The organism is Heliobacterium chlorum (assembly GCF_014502795.1).
GTDB lineage: Bacteria > Bacillota > Desulfitobacteriia > Heliobacteriales > Heliobacteriaceae > Heliobacterium > Heliobacterium chlorum.
On sequence record NZ_JACVHF010000209.1, the window covers coordinates 1 to 328 of the forward strand.

Genomic DNA, 328 nt, shown 5'->3' on the forward strand with positions numbered 1-328 from the left:
ATTATCATCGAGAGCGGTTCCGTTTACGAGTTGCATAAAGACGGTGACGAAGTTTTTTGCAAATGCTTCAAATGTGCGGCCATGAAATTAGTCGTCACCGGGGGGAAAAGTGCTATTGATATCGGCGAAACCCTTTCCCTACACGTAGAACTTCGAGACTGGCAGGACACACCCATTTCTGATCGGAATCAAAAAATAATCGTGAGTGTATCGCGTGAGGAAAGTGATCCTGTTTTGTTAGCCCTTGAAGCGGTGGGAGGACAAGCGGAATTTGATTTTATGAGTAATTCGGCAGGAACATTTTTGGTACAAGCGGTTGCCGATGAAG

General features: G+C 45.4%; 1 protein-coding gene. It reads left to right on the top strand.

The window, feature by feature from the left end; translation table 11 throughout:
• A partial coding sequence (locus tag H1S01_RS21065; protein WP_188042207.1) for a hypothetical protein occupies positions 1 to 328 on the top strand: 328 nt, incomplete at both ends.